The following is a 19059-nucleotide window of genomic DNA, read 5'->3' on the forward strand; positions in this document are numbered from 1 at the left end:
AGAGTTGCTGACCGTAGGTGCAACGTAACCCAACGGAGAGGATTCTCAGCGTGAAGTTCACCAAAACCACTGCAAAGACGGCCCTTGGTGCCGCCGGCATAGCGGCGGTGAGCCTTTTCGGCGCAGCCACTGCGTCGTCCGCGCCCACCATCGTTGAGGGACTTGGCACACCCGAGACATTGGTCGACGGCCCGCTGGTGACTGACTACACCGTCAGCAACCTGCAGCCGGCCAACATCACCATCCCTGGCTTCACCCCGACCGGTCAGCTGTGGCAGGCCGACGTGCACGTGAAGGCCAACAGCGGCGTCGTGACGCCCGTCGTGTCGAACTTCAACGCGCGCGCCGACGGCCAGAACTACCGAGTGATCGCCGCACCGGCTACCCCGCAGGGACTGAGCCCGGCTCCGATCACGCAGGGCAACACCGCGACCGGAAAGATCTACTTTGACGTGACCGGTGCGCCCCCGAACGGCGTCGTCTACAACGACGGTGTGCAGGACGTCCTGGTGTGGGAAACCAGCCCGGGCAGCCTGCCGGCACCTAACTCGGTGCCCGGCCAGCAGTTGCCGAACACCGTGCCGGGTCAGCCCAACACCGTGCCCGGTCAGGTGAACCCGGCTCCCGGCCAGGTGAACCCGGCGCCCAACCAGGTCAACCCGAACCCGGCTCCGGGCCAGCCGAACGCCGTGCCCGGCCAGGCCAACCAGGTCCCCGGACCGGTGACGCCTGAGTCGCCGGAACAGGCCTAAGGCTCACGCCTAACGGGGCCTAACTAACCCTCAGCCACCCCGCGCCACGCCCTTGGCGCGGGGTGGCTGCCGTTCGGGGAGACCCAGATTATCTGAGTTGTGTGTGGGCGATCTGGGTATGCGAGAACCATGACTCGAAGCGATCACCGGCCCGCCGAAGTTGTCGACCAGGCTCAGCGCCAAGCGGACGAAGCCCGCGCGTCCATGCAGCGCAAGCGCGAGAAGCAGGCCGGCGGCGTCGGCGGCTGGGTGGCGCAACGGGCCGGGCAGTGGGATCTGGAAGGCCAGGACGAGACCACCATGCACCGCCAGAAGTTCTTCTGGAACGCGCTGGTGGACTACTGGTTCCGGATGGAGATCGACGGTTGGGAGAATGTCGGCGAGGCACCGGTGCTGTTGATCGGAATCCACTCCGGTGCCCCGTTCGTGTGGGACGCCTGGACGGTGGGACTGCAGTGGTGGCGGCGCTTCGGGCCCGAACGGCCGTTGCACGGCACCGCGCACGACGCGCTCATGGCCATCCCGGGAATCGGTCGCTACTTCCGGGCGATGGGTGTGCTGCCCGCGGCGCCCGACGCGATCGCCACCGCGCTGGCCGAAGGACGAGACGTCGCGTTGTGGCCCGGCGGAGAGGTTGATTCGCTTCGGCCGTGGGTGGAACGCGACCGGGCCAACCTGGCCGGCCGCAAGGGATTCGTGAAGATGGCGATCCGGGCCGGGGTGCCGATCGTGCCGATCGCCACCGTCGGCGGCGCGGACGCCATGCCCGTGCTGATCCGCGGCGATCGCCTGTCGCGGGCGCTGCGGCTGGACAAATTGCTGCGGCTCAAGGTCTTCCCGGTGGCGATATCGCTGCCCTGGGGCGTCGCGCCTGCGGCCCTGCCGCAATTGCCGCTGCCCGCCAAGATCAGGACTCGCTTCATGCCGCCGGTCGAGCTGGATAACGACGCCGCCCGCGCCGATGACGACGAGTACGTCGAGGCCAAGTACCGCGAGGTGCAGGACAGCATCCAGCGCGGCATGGACGCGCTGGCGCGCAAGCGTGCCCTGCCCGTCTTCGGCTGAGATTCAGCGCGCGACCGGTTCCCACGCGGGCTTCAGGACCGGCTCGAGGACGATCCACCGCGGTTGCGGCGGTGTGACCGCCATGTAGCCGACGCCGCGCACGGTGTCGACCATCGACTCATGGGCGGCACCGAGTTTGGCGCGCAGCCGCCGCACGTGCACGTCGACGGTCCGAACCCGGCCGTTGCTCTCATAGCCCCACACCTCGTGCATCAGCCGGGTCCGGCTGAACGCCCGTCCGGCATGCTGCACAAGGAAATTGAGCAATTTGAATTCGGTCAGCGTCAGGTCCAGGTCCCGGCCGTCCAGTGTTGCTGTGTAGCTGGCGGGGTGCAGCAGGAGGTCGCCGAACTCCAACGTGCCGCCGATGGCCTTGCGCCGTCGCTGCACCGCCAACCGCAACCGTGCCTGCATCTCGGCCGCACCGGCCGCGGCCACCACCACGTCGTCGTAATTCCAGTCGACATCGACCTCGGCCAGGGTGGCCGGCGCAACCACCACGACCACGGCCACCGCCGGGGCATTGGCAGTCAGCCACCGGCAGGCCCGGCGGGCACCGGCCGGGTCGGTGCGGGCGTCGACAATCGCGACATCAGCTCCTTCGGCGGACTCGTGGTATGCGGTGTCCAGCGGGAGGCTGCGCACGGTGAGCGCGAAGGTCTCCAAATCCGGCAGGGTGACTTGGAAGTCGGCGTCGTCGGTGAACAGAAGCACATCCACCTGCGTGCACCCCCGACCAGTAGTCACCGCCGCGGAGATCACTCCGACAGCGGTCCGAATACCCCTCTGCGTGCGATTATTCCAGTTTTGTTACGACCGGGTGGGCGAACCGCACCCCGGAAAGTTCGATGGGCCCGGTCCGAGATTCCAGACCGGGCCCATCCTGAGACAAGTTTCTATTGGTTGGACTTCTGGCGTTCCTCGGCAACCTCCGCGGCGCTGCGGGCCGCCTCGGCCTGCGCTTCCTTCTTGGCCGCGTCGCGCTGTGCTTCCGCCTTGTCCTGCTGGGCTTCACCCTCGTTGACGAGGTCGCCCCGGCCGGTCACCGTCCCGATGACTTCCTTGGCCTTGCCCTTGACGTCCTCGACGACGCCCTTGACCGCTTCCGCAGGTCCGGAGTTGCTGTCCGCCATGAGTTCCTCCTCAGTTGCCCGTACCGAGCGCTCAAAAACGCCGATCGAACGAGCGACCGGCAAGTGCGCGGCGGTGCGGGTCCTCAACTTCTCAAGACCGCGTCTACCGCCGCTCGCAGCGAATTCCCGGACCGGCAGAGGATCAAACATGTGCGCGCAATAGTGCACCCCGCCCACGCCAGAGCAGGGCAATGAGGCAGGATTGAGACGCGCCGTCCCGGGTCGTTGCCGGGTTGGCAATCTCGTGCGAGGAGATCGATGACGGAGCCAAGGCCGACGAGCAGCAACGGTGTGCCCGCCCATTCGGTTTCCGGCTCCCCGTCCAAGTATTCGCGGGTGCTGCTCAAACTGGGCGGTGAGATGTTCGGCGGCGGACAGGTGGGATTGGATCCCGATGTCGTCGCGCTGGTGGCCCGGCAGATTGCCGAGGTGGTCCGCGGCGGCGTGCAGGTGGCCGTCGTGATCGGCGGCGGGAATTTCTTCCGCGGCGCGCAACTGCAGCAGCGCGGCATGGAACGCACCCGCTCGGACTACATGGGGATGCTGGGCACCGTGATGAACAGCCTGGCGCTGCAGGACTTTCTGGAAAAGGAAGGCATCGCGACCCGGGTTCAGACCGCGATCACGATGGGCCAGGTCGCCGAGCCTTATCTGCCGTTGCGTGCGGTCCGCCACCTGGAAAAGGGGCGGGTGGTGATCTTCGGTGCCGGTATGGGGTTGCCGTATTTCTCCACCGACACCACCGCGGCGCAGCGAGCGCTCGAGATCGGCGCCGAAGTGGTCCTGATGGCCAAAGCCGTGGACGGGGTCTTCGCTGACGACCCGCGCGAGAACCCCGAAGCCGAGTTGCTCACTGCGATCAGCCACCGGGAAGTCATCGACCGTGGCTTGCGGGTGGCTGACGCCACCGCGTTCAGTCTGTGTATGGACAATGGCATGCCGATCCTGGTGTTCAATTTGCTGACCGACGGCAATATCGCCCGTGCGGTCGCTGGTGAGAAGATCGGGACGCTGGTCACCACCTGAGGGGGAGACGCGCAGAATGCGTGCGGTGACGATGCAGAGGCAAACGATGAGGAGGAGCGGCGCAAGATGATAGACGAGGCTCTCTTCGACGCCGAGGAGAAAATGGAGAAGGCCGTATCGGTGGCCCGGGATGACCTGTCGACCATTCGCACCGGCCGCGCCAACCCCGGCATGTTCAACCGGATCGCCATCGACTACTACGGTGCCTCCACTCCGATCACCCAGCTGGCCAGCATCAATGTCCCCGAGGCGCGCATGGTGGTGATCAAGCCTTACGAGGCCAGCCAGCTGCACGCCATCGAGACGGCCATCCGCAACTCCGACCTCGGCGTCAACCCCACCAACGACGGCACCATCATCCGGGTGGCGATCCCGCAGCTGACCGAGGAGCGTCGGCGCGACCTGGTCAAGCAGGCCAAGGCCAAGGGCGAGGACGCCCGCGTTTCGGTGCGCAACATCCGCCGCAAGGCGATGGAGGAATTGCACCGCATCCGCAAGGACGGCGAAGCCGGCGAGGACGAGGTCGGCCGCGCCGAGAAGGACCTGGAGAAGGCCACTCACCAGTACGTCGCCCAGATCGACGAACTGGTCAAGCACAAAGAAGGCGAGCTGCTGGAGGTCTGAGGACCTGTCCAGCGGTTGAGTCCATCCACGTCCGTGGCAGCTACTGAAGCCGACGCCGGCAGCACGCCCGACGAGCCGGTTGACGCATCGCAGCAGCCAGCCAAGAAGACGTCGCGGGCCGGCCGCGATCTGCCCGCCGCCATCGCGGTCGGGGCGAGCATCGGCGCGGTCCTGATCGCGACCTTGCTGTGGGTGCCGCACTTCTGGGTGCTCTACAGCGCGCTGGCCGCTCTGGTGGCCAGCCACGAGGTGGTGCGCCGGCTGCGCGAAGCGGGATATCTGATCCCGGTCATTCCGCTGCTGGTCGGCGGGCAGGTCACCGTCTGGCTGACGTGGCCGTACCGGGCCGTCGGCGCGATCGCCGGGTTCGGCGGGATGGTCGTCATCTGCATGATCTGGCGGTTGTTCATGACGGACAAGCACTCGCCCGACAGCCACGGCGCAGATGGCGCGCCGCCGCCCAGCAACTACCTGCGCGACGTCTCGGCGACCGTCTTCCTGTGCGCCTGGGTGCCGCTGTTCGCGTCCTTCGCCGCGATGCTGGTCTACGACCCACAGCACGGGCCGGGCTGGGTGTTCTGCATGATGATCGCGGTCGTCTGTTCCGACACGGGCGGCTACGCGGTGGGGGCGCTGATCGGCAAGCATCCGATGGTTCCGCGAATCAGTCCGAAGAAATCCTGGGAGGGCTTTGCCGGTTCGCTGGTGTGTGGGATCACCGCGACCGTGCTCACCGCGACATTCCTGGCCGGTAAGGAGTGGTGGGTCGGTGCGCTCCTGGGTCTGCTGTTCGTGCTCACCACCACCCTCGGCGACCTGATCGAATCGCAGGTCAAGCGGGATTTGGGCATCAAAGACATGGGTCGGCTGTTGCCCGGCCACGGCGGTCTGATGGATCGGCTCGATGGCATCCTGCCCTCGGCGGTGGCCGCGTGGACCGTTCTGACGCTGTTGCCCTGATACTGGACTGGTAATGGTTCAACAATTGGTGTTCGAAGAGCCGTCGGCGCGCGGCGTTCGGCGACCGCCGCGCCACCTCGCCGACCTCGATGCCGACGGGCGCGCCGCAGCCGTGTCGGAGCTCGGCCTGCCGGCGTTCCGGGCCAAACAGCTCGCGCACCAGTACTACGGACGGCTGATCGCCGACCCGCACCAGATGACGGACTTGCCCGCCGCGGTGCGCGACCAGGTCGCGACGACCATGTTCCCGACGCTGCTCACCGCGGTGCGCGAGGTGACCTGCGACGCGGGCCAGACGCGCAAGACGTTGTGGCGGGCCGGTGACGGCGCCACCGTCGAGTCGGTGTTGATGCGCTACCCGCAGCGCAACACCGTGTGCATCTCTTCGCAGGCCGGCTGTGGCATGGCCTGCCCGTTCTGCGCGACGGGCCAAGGGGGGCTGACCCGCAATCTGTCGACCGCCGAGATCGTCGAGCAGGTGCGCGCCGCCGCGGTGGCGTTACGGGACGACTTCGGACCCGAACCGCAGCGACTGTCCAACGTGGTGTTCATGGGGATGGGGGAGCCGCTAGCCAACTACGCCAGAACGGTGGCCGCGGTGCGCCGCATTGTCGAGCCACCGCCGTCCGGCTTCGGCATCTCGGCTCGGTCGGTGACGGTGTCGACGGTCGGGCTGGCACCGGCGATCCGCAAGCTGGCCGACGAACGGCTTGGCGTCACCCTGGCGCTGTCGCTGCACACACCCGACGACGAGCTGCGCGACACGCTGGTGCCGGTGAACAACAGGTGGAAGGTCAGTGAGGTGCTCGAGGCCGCCCGCTACTACGCCGACGTGACGGGCCGGCGGGTGTCGATCGAGTACGCGTTGATCCGCGACGTCAACGACCAACCGTGGCGGGCCGACCTGCTGGGCAAGCGGCTGCACCGGGCGCTGGGTCCGCTGGCGCACGTCAACCTCATCCCGCTCAACCCGACGCCGGGCAGCGACTGGGACGCCAGCCCCAAGCCGGTGGAGCGTGAGTTCGTCAAACGTGTTCGTGCACAAGGGGTTTCATGTACGGTGCGGGACACCCGCGGCCGCGAGATCAGCGCGGCGTGTGGACAGCTGGCCGCCGAAGGCGGGTAGCTGGAGCACGGGCCGTTCAGCATGAGCCTGTGGACAGCTGGCCGCCGAAGGCGGGTAGCTGGAGCACGGGCCGTTCAGCCTGAGCCTGTGGACAGCTGGCCGCCGAAGGCTAGAGCGTTCCCGCCCAGATTGAAAATCTGCAGACGACGTTCTTAGTGGACCGCTACAGATTTTTAATCTCGACACCACGCGCGACTGACGGGACATCCAGGCGTCACGCACCTAGGTGTTGAACCCTCTTCGGCGGGCAATACGTGATCAGGCAAATGCCAGCGAATGAGGTGTGCCATGAAACTGTTCTCCCCGCTCAAGACGGGTATAACGATCGCGATCGCCGCCGTGCTGATGCTCGGTTTGGGCACGGCCCCGCGCGCGGTCGCGGCCGACGAACGCCTGAATTTCACCGCGACCACCCTCAACGGCGCACCGTTCAACGGCGCCACCCTGCAGGGCAAGCCGTCGGTGTTGTGGTTCTGGACGCCGTTCTGCCCGTTCTGCAACGCTGAGGCGCCCGGCCTGAGCCAGGTGGCGGCCGCCAACCCGGGCGTGACTTTCGTTGGCATAGCGGCACATTCGGATGTCGGGCAGATGCAGGGCTTCGTCTCCAAGTACGGCCTGAACTTCACCAACCTCAACGACGCCGACGGCGCGATCTGGGCGCGTTACAACGTGCCGTGGCAACCCGCCTGGGTGTTCTACCGCGCCGATGGCACCTCCACCTTCGTCAACAACACCACCTCGGCCATGTCGCAGCAGGAGCTGGCCGGCCGGGTCGCCGCGCTGTCCTGACGTTGAATCAGCCCCTGATCGGGTTGGCGTTCGCCGCCGGACTGGTGGCCGCGCTGAACCCGTGCGGATTTGCGATGCTGCCCGCGTATCTGGTTCTGGTGGTGCGCGGGCAGCGCACCGCGCCGGTAACTGCGATCGGGCGCGCTCTGGCGGCAACCTTGGGAATGGCGCTGGGCTTCGTCACGGTCTTCGGCGTGTTCGGGGCGCTGACCATCTCGGCGGCCTCGACGGTACAGCGATACCTGCCGTTTGTGACGGTGCTGATCGGCGGCCTGCTCATCGTGCTCGGCGGCTGGCTGCTGGCTGGACGCGAGATCATGGCGATGAAGCCGTACGGGCCCCGTTGGGCGCCGACCGCGCGCCTGAGTTCCATGTACGGCTACGGAATCAGCTACGCGATCGCCTCGCTGTCGTGCACCGTCGGCCCGTTCCTGGCGGTCACCGGCGCCGGACTGCGCGGCGGCGCGGTACTCGACACGATCGCCGTCTATGCCGCCTACATCGGCGGCCTGACGCTGGTCGTCGGGGCGCTGGCCATCGCGGTGGCCACCGCCGGCTCCGCGCTGATCGACCGCATGCGGGCGGTGCTGCCGGTGGTCAACCGGATCAGCGGAGCGCTGCTGGTGCTTGTCGGGTGCTACGTCGGCTACTACGGCCTCTATGAGATCCGGCTGTTCCACGCCAACGGCGACCCGCGGGACACGGTGATCATGACTGCCGGGCGGCTGCAGGGCACGCTCGCCAATTGGGTGCACCAGCACGGCGGCTGGCCGTGGTTGTTGGTGGCAGGCGCCGTCGTTACGGGCGCGATCGTCATCAGCCGGTTCGGACGCAACGCCAAGACACGTAGGGGCTGAGCGTTAGCGCAACCAGCCGCGCCGACGGCCCCAGATGTCGCGCACCAGGACGACCAAGGTGAGCGCGGCGAACCCGATCAGGAACCAGTCCTCGACGTGGCCGACGTGGTTGCCGTGCAGCATCGCCAGCAGGAAGATGACCGCGAAGATGCCGACGCCGTACCAGGTGCGGTAGTTGATCTTGCTCCATCCCCACTGCGCGGACGGCACTTCGGCTTCGTCGACGTCGCCGGTGAAGCGTTCCACCTCGGTACTGGGCACGGGGATTCCTCCGCTCGGACTGGACTCGGACTGCCTCATTCTGGCACAGACGAATTCCCCCGGGGCAGGTCAGCACCCGGGGGAATCGCCTTGACCGGTTACGCGGGTGGCATCAGGACCGTGTCGATCATGTACACCTGCGCGTTGGCCGTCGACACTCCGCCGCAGACCAGGCCGGCGTTGTTCACCCTGATGTTGTTGCCCTGGCCGGTCACTGTGACGGTGCCGCCCTGCAGGGTCTTGTGCGTGCCGAGCACCCGAGCGGGACTGGCCTGGCCCGACACCACGTGGTAGGTCAGGATGTTGTTCAGCAGCGCTGAATCCGCCTTGAGCTGCTCGATCGTGGCCGGCGGCAGCTTGTTGAACGCGGCGTCGGTGGGTGCGAACACCGTGTATTGGCCGCTGTTGAGGGTGTCGACCAGGTTCACCTGCGGGTTGAGTTTGCCCGACAGCGCTGAGGTCAGCGTGGTCAGCATCGGGTTGTTGGCCGCGGCCTCAGTGACCGGCACCTGCGACATACCCTGCACGGACGCCGGTCCGCTCGGGTTGGTGGCCGCGTAGTCCGCACATCCGGGCCCCACCAGGTCGCTGGCCGCCGCGGTGGGGGCCAGGGCAACACCGAAGGCCACCCCGCCGGCCATCAGCGCGGCCGTGAAACCGGTTGCTGCAATCGACTTTTTAGCTTTCATGCTCGTTCTCCTCTTTGAGTGTCATTGAGTGCTGGCTGTCCCCCGACACTGCTGATTCGGAGCGGATCGGAATCCGGATGGGTCTCAGCCGTAGGTGAACGAAAAAAGCTGCAATCCTTTGCTCGGCCGCACCTCGATGGTCCCGGCCGACTGCGCCGCGTCGGCAACGATGTGGTGCGTCGTCGGTGGCCCATCGATCGGCAGCTCGGTGGGTTTGCCGTTGCGCAGCACCGTGAGGGTGCCCGTGCCGCCGACGACGAGGTAGACGTCCTTGGCGTGGTAGTTGAGCTTGACCGCCGAATCCTCGCCGGTCGCCGTCGCGCCCTGGTAGTCCAGCGCCCAGGGGCCGGTCAGGGCGAAGCTGTCCGACGCCAGGTTCGGCGGGTAGCGGAACATCGCCGATCCCTCGTCATACACGCCACCGCCGCCGTAATTCGTTGCCTTGCCGACGGCGAAGTAGGTCTCGGCCGTGGTAAAGGTCTTTGGCGTCAGGTCGGGCGCGTCCACCGGGGCCGGGAGTTGGGTGCCCGGTTTGGCGTCGGTGAGCAACTGCCGGATCAGCGCTTCGGTCGCGTCGTAATCGCCTTCGCCGAACTGCAGGTGCCGCACGGTGCCGTTGGCGTCGATCAGGTACTCGGCGGGCCAGTAACTGTTGCGGTAGTTCGTCCACGTCGAGTAGTTGTTGTCCAGTGCGACCGGGTATTTGATGCCCAGGTCGGCCGCGCCCTTGGCGACGTTCTCGGGCACTTTCTCGAACGCGTACTCGGGAGTGTGCACGCCGACGACTTCCAGGCCACTGTCGTGGTACGCCTGATACCAGCCGACGACATGCGGAATTGCGCGTTGGCAGTTGATGCAGGAATAGGCCCAGAAGTCGATCAGCACCACCTTGCCGCGCAACGAATTCAGCGCCACGGGTTGCCCGCCCGGTGTGTTCAGCCAGCCGGTGATGCCGCGCAGATCCGGTGCGGTACCGCAATTTTGGAGCCGGGTGCCGCCGTTGCCGCAGTTCGACAGCTGCGCGTTCTCGTCGGTGACGATGCCACCCAGCTGTTGGCGGATCTGTTCGGTGCCGCCGACCCTGTCCTGCAGCGACGCGGTGTAATCGGGGATGGCGCGTTGCAGTGCGGCCGGCAGGTTGAACACCAGCGCGACCGCCAGCAGGATCGTGACGAGTCCCGCGCCGATCCGGATTTCGCGCTGGCGACGACGAAATGCGCTGACGCGCTGGGCCACCCGTTGCCCAGCGAGCGCGAAGAACAGCAACGGCAACGCGGCGCCAACCGCGAACGTGGCGGTGAGCACGACGGTCCCGACGCCGATCTGCGCGGTGGCGCCGGCCACCACGATCGCGGCCAGCACCGGTCCCGCGCACGGCACGTACAGCACCCCGAGCGCGAGGCCGAGCCCGAAACCGTTGCCGCGAGTGACGATCTGCTTCTGCGGGATGCGCGAAAACGGGCGCTCGAGCAGTTGCTCGAAACGCGGGAAGATCAGGCCGAGGCCGATCGCGATCAACGCCAGCAGAGCCACCCACCGGATGGCGTCCTGCGGCAGGTGCAGCGCGGACAGCATGGCGGACCCGAGCAGGGTCACCACACTGAAGCTGAGCACCAAGCCGCCGATCACCCGGTAGGGCCGCGATGCGGCCATCTGGGTCGGCTTGGTCTGGACGGCCACCGCGCCGTCGGATTGTGTTGGCGCAGTGCTGTTTGCGCCGGAGAAGAAGATCACCGGCAGCACCGGCAGGATGCACGGCGATATTCCGGTGATGAGGCCGCCGAGAAATCCGATCAACGCGAGAGTCCACATGTCAGTTATTCGTCACGACGCCGGTCCCGGATTGGTTCACCGGCCGGCCAAAACAAAGGCAGCCCACTCGGAAGTGGACTGCCTTTGCTCCGACGCCGAATCGGCGAACCGTCATTGACCGGGCGGCATCAGCACCGTGTCGATCATGTAGACGGTCGCGTTCGCGGTGTGCACCCCTCCGCACACCAAACCCGCGGTGTTGACCTTCAGGTCGTTGCCGGCGCCGGTCACCTTGACATCCGCGCCCTGCAGCGTCTTGTGGATCCCGGGAACCTTGGCCGGGCTCGCCTGACCCGAGACGACGTGGTAGGTCAGGATGCTGTTCAGCAGCTTGGCGTCGGTCTTGAGCTGGTCGATGGTGGCCGCCGGAAGCTTGTCGAACGCGGCGTTGGTGGGTGCGAAAACCGTGTACTGGCCGCTGTTCAGGGTGTCGACGAGGTTCACCTGCGGGTTGAGCTTGCCGGACAACGCCGAGGTCAGCGTGGTCAGCATCGGGTTGTTCGACGCCGCGGTCGCCACTGGGTCCTGCGCCATGCCGGTGACCGATCCCGGCCCGGTGGGGTTCTGCGCGGCGTACTCCGAGCAACCTGGGCCGATCAGGTCGGCGGCCGGATCCGCCTTCGCGGGGCTCGGTGCGGCCGTGGCATTCATGCTGGGCGCCGCCGCGGGGCTCACCTGCGCCGTGGGTTTGCTGCTCGAGCACCCCGCGAGCGCGAGCGCCGCCAGGGTCGCCGCGGCGATTGTCTTGGCATGTGTGTTCATCTCTCCAATTCCTTTGCAACAGAATGGGTTTGAGACGACGGCCGTCGTCCCTGCACTGAGTCATTCGGAGCGGGGCAGGTTGCGGATGGGTCCGAATGGCAAAAAGCGGCACAATGGGTGGGTGACTATCTCCGGTGACGGGCCCGTCGAAGGCCGGGTCCGAGTGCTGGTGCTGGGCAGCACCGGCTCGATCGGTACCCAAGCGCTGGAGGTCATCGCGGCAAATCCGGACCGCTTCGAGGTCGTCGGACTCGCCGCCGGTGGCAACAACCTCGAGATGTTGCTGCAGCAGCGCGCCGCCACCGGTGTGACCAACGTCGCGGTCGCGGACGCCGATGCCGCCGAGCGGGCCGGTGACATCCCCTTCAAGGGGCCCGACGCCGTCACCCGGCTGGTGCAGGAAACCGAGGCGGACGTCGTGCTGAACGCTCTGGTCGGGGCCCTGGGGCTGCGGCCGACGCTGGCCGCGCTGGAATCCGGCGCCCGGCTGGCGCTGGCCAACAAGGAGTCACTGGTGGCCGGCGGCCCGCTGGTGCTGCGGGCGGCGCGGCCGGGGCAGATCGTGCCCGTCGATTCCGAGCACTCCGCCATGGCCCAGTGCCTGCGCAGCGGCACCGCCGACGAGGTCGACAAACTGGTGCTGACCGCCTCAGGCGGTCCGTTCCGCGGCTGGTCGGCGGCCGACCTCGAGCACGTCACTCCGGAACAGGCCGGCGCGCATCCCACCTGGTCGATGGGGCCGATGAACACGCTGAACTCGGCATCGCTGGTCAATAAGGGCCTCGAACTCATCGAGACCCACCTGTTATTCGGCATCCCTTACGACCGCATTGAGGTCGTCGTGCACCCCCAGTCGATCGTCCACTCGATGGTGACCTTCACTGACGGGTCGACGATCGCCCAGGCCAGCCCACCGGACATGAAGCTGCCGATCTCGCTGGCGCTGGGCTGGCCGCGCCGGGTCGCCGGCGCCGCCCTGGCCTGCGACTTCAGCACCGCCTCCAGCTGGGAATTCGAGCCGCTGGACAGCAACGTCTTCCCGGCCGTCGAGCTGGCGCGCCACGCCGGCGAGGCGGGTGGTTGCCTGACCGCGGTGTACAACGCGGTGAACGAGGAGGCGGCGCAGGCCTTCCTCGAGGGCCGGCTCCGATTCCCGGCGATCGTCGCCACCATTGCCGACGTGCTGCACGGCGCCGACCAATGGGCCGTTCCACCCGCTACCGTGGATGAGGTACTCGAGGCGCAGCGCTGGGCCCGTGAGCGAGCGCAACGCGCGGTCGCTACCGCTGGTTCGGCGCCGGTCAGAGTTTCCGGCTTGGCGTGAGAAAGGTCGTAACAGGCTGATGATGTTCGTTATCGGCATTGTGCTGTTCGCACTTGCCATCCTCATCTCGGTCGCACTGCACGAATGCGGCCACATGTGGGCGGCGCGCGCCACCGGCATGAAGGTGCGGCGCTACTTCGTCGGGTTCGGACCCACGCTGTGGTCCACCCGGCGCGGAGAGACCCAGTACGGCATCAAGGCCATCCCTGCGGGTGGCTTCTGCGACATCGCCGGCATGACTCCGGTCGAGGAACTGGCGCCCGACGAGCAGGACCGGGCCATGTACAAGCAGGCGACGTGGAAACGGGTCGCGGTGCTGTTCGCCGGGCCGGGGATGAACTTCGTCATCTGCCTGGTGCTGCTCTACGCGATCGCCCTGATCTGGGGCCTGCCCAACCTGCACCCGTCCAACAAGGCGATCGTCGGCGAAACCGGCTGCGTCGCCCAGGAGGTCTCGCAGGGCAAGCTCGACAAGTGCAACGGCCAGGGCCCGGCCGCGCTCGCCGGCATCCGGGTCGGTGACGTCGTCGTCAAGGTGGGCGACACCCCGGTCTCCACGTTCGAGCAGATGGCGACGGCGGTGCGCAAGTTGCGCGGCACCGTGCCGGTGGTCGTCGAGCGGGACGGCAAGACCATCACCACCAACGTCAACGTCGAAAGCACCCGGCGCTACATCCCCACCGGCCAGGGCAACCAGGCCCAGCCCGCCACCGTCGGCGCCATCGGCGTGGGCGCGCCGCGCAACGAGCCGACCCAGTACAACGCGCTCACGGCCGTGCCGGGCACCATCGCATTCGCCGGCCAGCTGACCGTCGAGGTCGGCAAGTCGCTGGCCGCCATCCCGACCAAGGTTGGCGCGCTGTTCAACGCGATCGGCGGCGGCGAACGTGACCCGCAGACGCCGATGAGCGTGGTCGGAGCCAGCATCATCGGCGGCGACACCGTCGACCACGGCCTGTGGGTCGCGTTCTGGTTCTTCCTGGCGCAACTGAACCTCATCCTCGGCGCCATCAATCTGTTGCCGCTGCTGCCTTTCGACGGCGGGCACATCGCCGTCGCGCTGTTCGAGAAGGTGCGCAACATGATCCGCTCGGCGCGCGGCAAGGTGGCCGCTGCGCCGGTGAACTACCTCAAACTCATGCCGGCGACCTATGTGGTGCTGATCTTCGTGGTCGGCTACATGCTGTTGACCGTCACCGCTGACCTGGTCAACCCGATCCGGCTCTTCCAATAAAGAGAGAAGGCGAAACACAAGTGACCGTTGGCCTGGGCATGCCGCAATCTCCGGCGCCCACGCTGGCCCCTCGGCGCACCACCCGTCAGCTGATGGTTCGCGACGTCGGGGTGGGCAGCGATTACCCGATTTCGGTGCAATCGATGTGCACCACCAAGACGCATGACGTCAACTCGACCCTGCAGCAGATCGCGGAATTGACTGCGGCGGGTTGTGACATTGTCAGAGTGGCCTGCCCCCGGCAGGAGGACGCTGACGCGCTCGGCGAGATCGCCCGGCACAGCCAGATTCCCGTCATCGCCGACATCCACTTCCAGCCGAAGTACATCTTCGCCGCCATAGATGCGGGGTGCGCCGCGGTGCGCGTCAACCCCGGCAACATCAAGGAATTCGACGGCCGGGTCGGCGAGGTCGCCAACGCCGCCGGCGCGGCCGGCATTCCGATCCGCATCGGCGTCAACGCGGGATCGCTGGACAAGCGGTTCATGCAGAAGTACGGCAAGGCCACCCCGGAAGCGCTGGTCGAGTCGGCGCTGTGGGAGGCCTCGCTGTTCGAGGAGCACGGCTTCGGCAACATCAAGATCAGCGTCAAGCACAACGATCCCGTGGTCATGGTCGCCGCCTATGAGCAACTGGCCGCGCAGTGCGACTACCCGCTGCACCTTGGCGTCACCGAGGCCGGACCGGCGTTCCAGGGCACCATCAAGTCCGCCGTCGCGTTCGGGGCGTTGCTGTCGCGGGGGATCGGCGACACCATCCGGGTGTCGCTGTCCGCCCCTCCGGTGGAGGAAGTAAAGGTCGGCACCCAGATCCTGGAGTCGCTCAACCTACGGCCGCGGTCGCTAGAGATCGTGTCGTGCCCGTCCTGCGGGCGCGCCCAGGTGGACGTGTACACGCTGGCCAACGAAGTCACTGCCGGCTTGGACGGCCTGGACGTTCCGTTGCGGGTGGCCGTGATGGGTTGCGTCGTCAACGGTCCCGGCGAGGCGCGCGAGGCCGACCTCGGCGTCGCCTCCGGCAACGGCAAGGGCCAGATCTTCGTCAAGGGAGAAGTGATCAAGACCGTGCCCGAGGCGCAGATCGTCGAGACGCTGATCGAGGAGGCCATGCGGCTCGCCGAGCAAATGGGTGAGCAATCCGAAACGGATCCCGGGACGGCAGCAAGCGGTTCGCCTATTGTGACCGTAAGCTGATAGGGCCACAGCTCACTGGCCCTCGGTTCGCACCACAGAGAGTTTCCCGATGTCGGCTCCGCCCATCTTGCGCCTTGTCGGCGAGCGACGGGTATCGGTGGTGCGTGACGCCGCCACCGTGTGGAAGGTGCTGGGCGACAACCCCGTCGAATCGTGCATGGTCGCCGCGCGCGTCGCCGATTACGGCGTCGAACCCAATTCGATCGGCGGCGAACTCTGGACCGTTCGCGGTGCCGAGGAATCCCTGTGCTTCGCCGGCGCGAACCTGATTCCGCTGCGCGGCAACCTGATCGATTTGAGGGCGTTCGCCGACGAGGCCAAGAGCACGGCGCGCCGCTGTTCGTCGTTGGTCGGCCGGGCCGACCTGGTGCTGCCCATGTGGCAGCGGCTGGAGCCCGCCTGGGGTCCGGCGCGGGACGTGCGTGACCACCAACCGCTGATGGCGCTCAACACCCACCCCAGTTGTGCGCTCGACACCGAGGTGCGCCAGGTCCGCCCCGAGGAACTCGACGCCTACCTGGTGGCTGCCGTGGACATGTTCATCGGCGAAGTCGGCGTCGACCCGCGAGTCGGTGACGGCGGGCGGGGTTACCGCCGCCGGGTGGCGAGCCTCATCGCGGCGGGGCGGGCCTGGGCCCGTTTCGACCACGGCCAGGTGGTCTTCAAGGCCGAAGTGGGCTCGCAGTCGCCGTCCGTCGGGCAGATCCAAGGGGTGTGGGTGCACCCGGAGCGGCGCGGGCTGGGCATCGGCACCGCCGGCACCGCGACGCTGGCGGCGGTCATTGTTGGCAGCGGACGGATCGCCAGCCTCTACGTCAACGACTTCAACACCGTCGCCCGCGCCGCCTACGCACGCGTGGGATTCAAGGAAGTCGGGACTTTCGCCACGGTCCTGCTGGACTAGCCCCGTTGGACTAACGCGCGTCACAGTTCGATCTCGGTGTGTCGGCGATGCGGTGACGGCATCTGTTCATAACATCAGTAACGATGGTAACTAGAACAACTCTGGCCTCAACTGTCACAGGTTTGATGCTGGTCGCGGTGATCGCGCTGCCCGGCTGCACCCCCAAGCCCGAAGGTCCCGGTCCGGCCGCCGAGAGATTCCTGTCGGCGCTGTCCGTCGGCGACACGGCGACGGCCGCCCAGCTCAGCGACAGCCCCAACGACGCCCGCGAAGCACTCAACGCCGCCTGGGCCGGCCTGCAGGCCACCCATCTCGACGCGCAGGTGTTGAGCTCCAAGTACGCCGAGGACACCGGAACCGTCGCCTACCGCTTCACCTGGCACCTGCCGAAGAACCGAACCTGGACCTACGACGGCCAGTTGAAGATGGCCCGCGACGAAGGACACTGGCAGGTCCGGTGGGCGACCACCGGGCTGCACCCCAAGCTGGGTGAACACCAGACATTCGCGCTGCGCGCCGACCAACCGCGCCGCGCCTCGGTGAACGAGCTGGGCGGCTCGGACGTGCTGGCGCCGGGCTACATCTACCACTACGCGCTGGACGCCGGCCAGGCCGGCCCCGCGCTGATCGGGACGGCACATGCCATCGTGGACGCGTTGCGGCCGTTCAACGACACCCTGAACGACCCGCAGCTCCTCGCCGAAACGGCCAGCTCGACGACCAAGCCGGTCGATCTGGTGACGCTGCTGCCCGACGACAGCAACAAGGTCTTCCCGGCCATCGGCACCCTGCCCGGCGTGGTGATCACCCCGCAGGCCGAACTGCTGCCCACCGACCCGCACTTCGCGCCGGCGGTCATGGCGGAAGTGAAGAAGGCGGTGGTCGACCAGCTGGACGGCGAGGCCGGGTGGCGGATCGTCAGTACCAATCAGAACGGTGTCGACGTCGCCGTCCTGCACGAGGTCGAAGGCTCCCCGGCGCCGTCGGTGTCGATCACGCTGGACCGGGCGGTGCAGAACGCCGCCCAGCATGCGGTCGACACCCGGGGCGGCAAGGCGATGCTGGTCGTGATCAAGCCGTCCACCGGCGAGATCCTGGCGATCGCGCAGAACGCCGGCGCCAACTCCGAGGGCCTGCTGGCCACCACCGGTCTCTACCCGCCCGGGTCGACGTTCAAGATGGTGACCGCGGGCGCGGCCGTCGAGCGGGACATGGCCACCCCCAACACGATGCTGGGTTGCCCCGGCCACCTGGACATCGGCCACCGCACCATCCCGAACTACGGCGGCTTCGACCTGGGCGTGGTGCCGCTGTCGCGGGCGTTCGCCAGTTCTTGCAACACCACCTTCGCCGAGCTGAGCAGCAAGCTCCCGCCGCGTGGTCTCACCCAGGCCGCCAGCCGGTACGGCATCGGCTTGGACTATCAGGTCGAGGGCATCACCACGGTGACCGGCTCGGTGCCGCCGACGGTGGATTTGACCGAGCGCACCGAGGACGGCTTCGGCCAGGGCCGCGTGCTGGCCAGCCCGTTCGGCATGGCGCTGGTGGCGGCCACGGTCGCCGCCGGCAAAACCCCGGTGCCACAGCTGATCGGCGGCCGGCCGACCGCGGTCGCCGGCGACAACACCCCGATCAGCCCGAAGATGGTCGAGGCGTTGCGGCCGATGATGCGGCTGGTGGTCACCAACGGCACCGCCAAGGACATCGCCGGCTGCGGCGAGGTGTACGGCAAGACGGGTGAGGCCGAGTTCGCCGGCGGATCGCATTCCTGGTTCGCCGGGTACCGCGGAGACTTGGCGTTCGCGGCGCTGATCGTCGGGGGCGGCAGCTCGGAATACGCGGTGCGGATGACCAAAGTGATGTTCGACTCCCTGCCCCCGGGCTACCTGGCTTGACGCGGACCCGGACGTCAGCTCGCGGTAAGTTGCGAGGGTGAGCTTCCGGGGGCCGCGATGACTGAGTCCGGCGGGGACATGGTGTCGATGCGGGTGTCGGACGCCGACCGCAACGGGACCATGCGGCGACTGAACAACGCTCTGGCGCTCGGGTTGATCGACATCGACGAGTTCGAGCAGCGCTCGCGCGGGGTTGCCTTCGCGCGGACCCGCGACGAGCTGGACGGTCTGGTCAGCGACCTGCCCGGGCCGGGTGCGATCGTCACCTCCGCGACCGACCGGGTGGAACTGCGCGGCTGGGCGGGTTCGCTCAAGCGGCACGGCGAATGGACGGTGCCCACCCGGCTGTCGCTGGTCCGGCGATTCGGCAACATCGACCTGGACCTGACCAAGGCGCGTTTCGCCGGGCCGGTCGTGGTGATCGAGATCGACATGAAGTTCGGGTCCCTGGATCTGCGGTTGCCCGAGGGTGCCAGCGCCTCGATCGACGACGTCGAGGCCTACGTGGGCAGCGCGAGTGACCGTCGCAAAGACCCGCCGGCCGAGGGCAACCCGCACGTGATCCTGACCGGCCAGGTGGTGTTCGGCTCGGTGATCATCCGCGGGCCGCGCCGTGCGTTGCTGCGCCGCCCCAGGTTCTGAGCGCGGGTGAG

20 protein-coding genes are annotated in these 19059 nt (G+C 67.5%); 14 read left to right on the forward strand and 6 right to left on the reverse strand.

Annotated elements, in window-relative coordinates:
• Positions 1-50 precede the first annotated feature (50 nt).
• Positions 51-752 (forward strand): DUF1942 domain-containing protein, encoded by a 702-nt coding sequence (locus A9X01_RS00365; protein ID WP_065118775.1) that lies wholly within the window; start codon positions 51-53, stop codon positions 750-752.
• Positions 753-881: 129 nt separating this feature from the next.
• Positions 882-1817 carry a lysophospholipid acyltransferase family protein gene (locus A9X01_RS00370; protein ID WP_065118776.1) on the forward strand — a complete coding sequence of 312 codons (936 nt, stop codon included), beginning with the start codon at positions 882-884 and terminating at the stop codon, positions 1815-1817.
• A gap of 3 nt (positions 1818-1820) precedes the next feature.
• On the opposite strand, the gene A9X01_RS00375 is transcribed toward A9X01_RS00370, so the two are convergent.
• Both A9X01_RS00375 and mbp1 read right to left on the reverse strand, forming a co-directional pair.
• Positions 1821-2537 (reverse strand): winged helix-turn-helix domain-containing protein, encoded by a 717-nt coding sequence (locus tag A9X01_RS00375; RefSeq protein ID WP_065118777.1) that lies wholly within the window; start codon positions 2535-2537, stop codon positions 1821-1823.
• A gap of 176 nt (positions 2538-2713) precedes the next feature.
• Positions 2714-2950 carry a microaggregate-binding protein 1 gene (gene mbp1, locus A9X01_RS00380; RefSeq protein WP_065034371.1) on the reverse strand — a complete coding sequence of 79 codons (237 nt, stop codon included), beginning with the start codon at positions 2948-2950 and terminating at the stop codon, positions 2714-2716.
• Positions 2951-3208: 258 nt separating this feature from the next.
• Here mbp1 and pyrH point away from each other — a divergent pair, with 258 nt between their 5' ends.
• The 6 genes from pyrH (at position 3209) to A9X01_RS00410 (ending at position 8332) form a co-directional block, all read left to right on the forward strand.
• A complete protein-coding gene (gene pyrH / locus A9X01_RS00385) occupies positions 3209-3976 on the forward strand; it encodes a UMP kinase (protein WP_065034370.1) in 768 nt (255 codons plus the stop codon).
• 66 nt (positions 3977-4042) lie between these two features.
• Positions 4043-4600, forward strand: coding sequence for a ribosome recycling factor (gene frr / locus A9X01_RS00390; RefSeq protein WP_065034369.1), 558 nt, complete (start codon positions 4043-4045; stop codon positions 4598-4600).
• 33 nt (positions 4601-4633) lie between these two features.
• The gene (locus tag A9X01_RS00395) at positions 4634-5560 is read left to right on the forward strand and encodes a phosphatidate cytidylyltransferase (RefSeq protein WP_065118778.1); all 927 of its coding nucleotides are present in this window, start codon (positions 4634-4636) and stop codon (positions 5558-5560) included.
• Between the two features lie 13 nt (positions 5561-5573).
• Positions 5574-6686 carry a dual-specificity RNA methyltransferase RlmN gene (rlmN, locus tag A9X01_RS00400; protein WP_065118779.1) on the forward strand — a complete coding sequence of 371 codons (1113 nt, stop codon included), beginning with the start codon at positions 5574-5576 and terminating at the stop codon, positions 6684-6686.
• Positions 6687-6962: 276 nt separating this feature from the next.
• Positions 6963-7475: a disulfide bond-forming protein DsbE gene (gene dsbE / locus A9X01_RS00405; protein ID WP_155771843.1), complete on the forward strand. Its 513-nt coding sequence runs from the start codon at positions 6963-6965 to the stop codon at positions 7473-7475.
• 2 nt (positions 7476-7477) lie between these two features.
• Positions 7478-8332 carry a cytochrome c biogenesis CcdA family protein gene (locus A9X01_RS00410; RefSeq protein WP_065118781.1) on the forward strand — a complete coding sequence of 285 codons (855 nt, stop codon included), beginning with the start codon at positions 7478-7480 and terminating at the stop codon, positions 8330-8332.
• Positions 8333-8335: 3 nt separating this feature from the next.
• Here A9X01_RS00410 and A9X01_RS00415 read toward each other — a convergent pair whose 3' ends face one another.
• The 4 genes from A9X01_RS00415 to A9X01_RS00430 form a co-directional block, all read right to left on the reverse strand.
• Complete coding sequence (locus A9X01_RS00415) at positions 8336-8593, reverse strand: DUF2631 domain-containing protein (RefSeq protein WP_065118826.1); 258 nt, start codon at positions 8591-8593, stop codon at positions 8336-8338.
• 98 nt (positions 8594-8691) lie between these two features.
• Positions 8692-9282 carry a fasciclin domain-containing protein gene (locus A9X01_RS00420; protein WP_065118782.1) on the reverse strand — a complete coding sequence of 197 codons (591 nt, stop codon included), beginning with the start codon at positions 9280-9282 and terminating at the stop codon, positions 8692-8694.
• Positions 9283-9366: 84 nt separating this feature from the next.
• On the reverse strand, positions 9367-11094 hold the full coding sequence (locus A9X01_RS00425; protein ID WP_065118783.1) for a cytochrome c biogenesis protein DipZ: 1728 nt from the start codon (positions 11092-11094) through the stop codon (positions 9367-9369).
• A 111-nt stretch (positions 11095-11205) separates the two neighbouring features.
• Positions 11206-11865, reverse strand: a complete 660-nt coding sequence (locus tag A9X01_RS00430; protein WP_436405217.1) for a fasciclin domain-containing protein — start codon at positions 11863-11865, stop codon at positions 11206-11208.
• A 112-nt stretch (positions 11866-11977) separates the two neighbouring features.
• Between A9X01_RS00430 and dxr the strand changes: the two genes are divergently transcribed.
• The 6 genes from dxr to A9X01_RS00460 all read left to right on the forward strand — a co-directional run bounded on the left by dxr (position 11978) and on the right by A9X01_RS00460 (position 19048).
• Entirely contained in the window at positions 11978-13180 is a 1203-nt protein-coding gene (gene dxr / locus A9X01_RS00435) for a 1-deoxy-D-xylulose-5-phosphate reductoisomerase (protein ID WP_155771844.1), read from the forward strand.
• A gap of 19 nt (positions 13181-13199) precedes the next feature.
• Positions 13200-14414 carry a M50 family metallopeptidase gene (locus A9X01_RS00440; RefSeq protein WP_065118786.1) on the forward strand — a complete coding sequence of 405 codons (1215 nt, stop codon included), beginning with the start codon at positions 13200-13202 and terminating at the stop codon, positions 14412-14414.
• 20 nt (positions 14415-14434) lie between these two features.
• Positions 14435-15607, forward strand: coding sequence for a flavodoxin-dependent (E)-4-hydroxy-3-methylbut-2-enyl-diphosphate synthase (gene ispG / locus A9X01_RS00445; protein WP_065118787.1), 1173 nt, complete (start codon positions 14435-14437; stop codon positions 15605-15607).
• A 49-nt stretch (positions 15608-15656) separates the two neighbouring features.
• Positions 15657-16511, forward strand: coding sequence for a GNAT family N-acetyltransferase (locus A9X01_RS00450; protein ID WP_065118788.1), 855 nt, complete (start codon positions 15657-15659; stop codon positions 16509-16511).
• An 83-nt stretch (positions 16512-16594) separates the two neighbouring features.
• Positions 16595-18406, forward strand: coding sequence for a penicillin-binding transpeptidase domain-containing protein (locus A9X01_RS00455; protein WP_065118789.1), 1812 nt, complete (start codon positions 16595-16597; stop codon positions 18404-18406).
• 57 nt (positions 18407-18463) lie between these two features.
• On the forward strand, positions 18464-19048 hold the full coding sequence (locus A9X01_RS00460) for a DUF1707 SHOCT-like domain-containing protein (RefSeq protein ID WP_065118790.1): 585 nt from the start codon (positions 18464-18466) through the stop codon (positions 19046-19048).
• Positions 19049-19059: the final 11 nt, after the last annotated feature.

Source organism: Mycobacterium asiaticum (assembly GCF_001668675.1).
Classification (GTDB): Bacteria; Actinomycetota; Actinomycetes; order Mycobacteriales; family Mycobacteriaceae; genus Mycobacterium; species Mycobacterium asiaticum_D.

What these genes read in the sequence shown, in the direction of transcription:
- A9X01_RS00370 (WP_065118776.1), top strand. Translation starts at nt 882, where the DNA reads ATGACTCGAAGCGATCACCGGCCCGCCGAAGTTGTCGACCAGGCTCAG.
- mbp1 (WP_065034371.1), bottom strand. Translation starts at nt 2,950, where the DNA reads ATGGCGGACAGCAACTCCGGACCTGCGGAAGCGGTCAAGGGCGTCGTC.
- pyrH (WP_065034370.1), top strand. Translation starts at nt 3,209, where the DNA reads ATGACGGAGCCAAGGCCGACGAGCAGCAACGGTGTGCCCGCCCATTCG.
- frr (WP_065034369.1), top strand. Translation starts at nt 4,043, where the DNA reads ATGATAGACGAGGCTCTCTTCGACGCCGAGGAGAAAATGGAGAAGGCC.
- rlmN (WP_065118779.1), top strand. Translation starts at nt 5,574, where the DNA reads ATGGTTCAACAATTGGTGTTCGAAGAGCCGTCGGCGCGCGGCGTTCGG.
- dsbE (WP_155771843.1), top strand. Translation starts at nt 6,963, where the DNA reads ATGAGGTGTGCCATGAAACTGTTCTCCCCGCTCAAGACGGGTATAACG.
- A9X01_RS00420 (WP_065118782.1), bottom strand. Translation starts at nt 9,282, where the DNA reads ATGAAAGCTAAAAAGTCGATTGCAGCAACCGGTTTCACGGCCGCGCTG.
- A9X01_RS00425 (WP_065118783.1), bottom strand. Translation starts at nt 11,094, where the DNA reads ATGTGGACTCTCGCGTTGATCGGATTTCTCGGCGGCCTCATCACCGGA.
- A9X01_RS00440 (WP_065118786.1), top strand. Translation starts at nt 13,200, where the DNA reads ATGATGTTCGTTATCGGCATTGTGCTGTTCGCACTTGCCATCCTCATC.
- A9X01_RS00450 (WP_065118788.1), top strand. Translation starts at nt 15,657, where the DNA reads ATGTCGGCTCCGCCCATCTTGCGCCTTGTCGGCGAGCGACGGGTATCG.
- A9X01_RS00455 (WP_065118789.1), top strand. Translation starts at nt 16,595, where the DNA reads ATGGTAACTAGAACAACTCTGGCCTCAACTGTCACAGGTTTGATGCTG.
- A9X01_RS00460 (WP_065118790.1), top strand. Translation starts at nt 18,464, where the DNA reads ATGACTGAGTCCGGCGGGGACATGGTGTCGATGCGGGTGTCGGACGCC.